1 protein-coding gene is annotated in these 418 nt (G+C 64.7%); it reads right to left on the bottom strand.

What is annotated here, in order from left to right; all coding sequences use genetic code 11:
• Positions 1 to 418 (bottom strand): hypothetical protein (locus AC1DOK_RS24585; RefSeq protein WP_477556895.1); only part of this gene is annotated, 418 nt, incomplete at both ends.

The following is a 418-nucleotide window of genomic DNA, read 5'->3' as shown; positions in this document are numbered from 1 at the left end:
GATGCCGATGCKGAYGCCGATGCCGATGCCGATGCGGACGCCGATGCCGATGCCGATGCTGACGCCGATGCGGACGCTGATGCCGATGCGGATGCTGACGCCGATGCTGACGCCGATGCGGACGCTGATGCCGATGCGGATGCTGACGCCGATGCSGACGCTGATGCGGATGCCGATGCCGATGCKGACGCCGATGCGGACGCTGATGCTGATGCCGATGCGGATGCTGACGCCGATGCGGACGCTGATGCGGATGCAGATGCCGATGCTGATGCTGACGCCGATGCGGACGCTGATGCTGATGCCGATGCCGATGCTGATGCTGATGCCGATGCCGATGCCGATGCTGAGGCGGATGCAGATGCGGATGCGGATGCGGATGCTGATGCTGATGCGGATGCGGATGCTGAAGCGGAGG

Source organism: Paenibacillus sp. P5_B5 (assembly GCF_056400365.1).
This window is presented reverse-complemented; position numbering and strand designations above follow the sequence as displayed.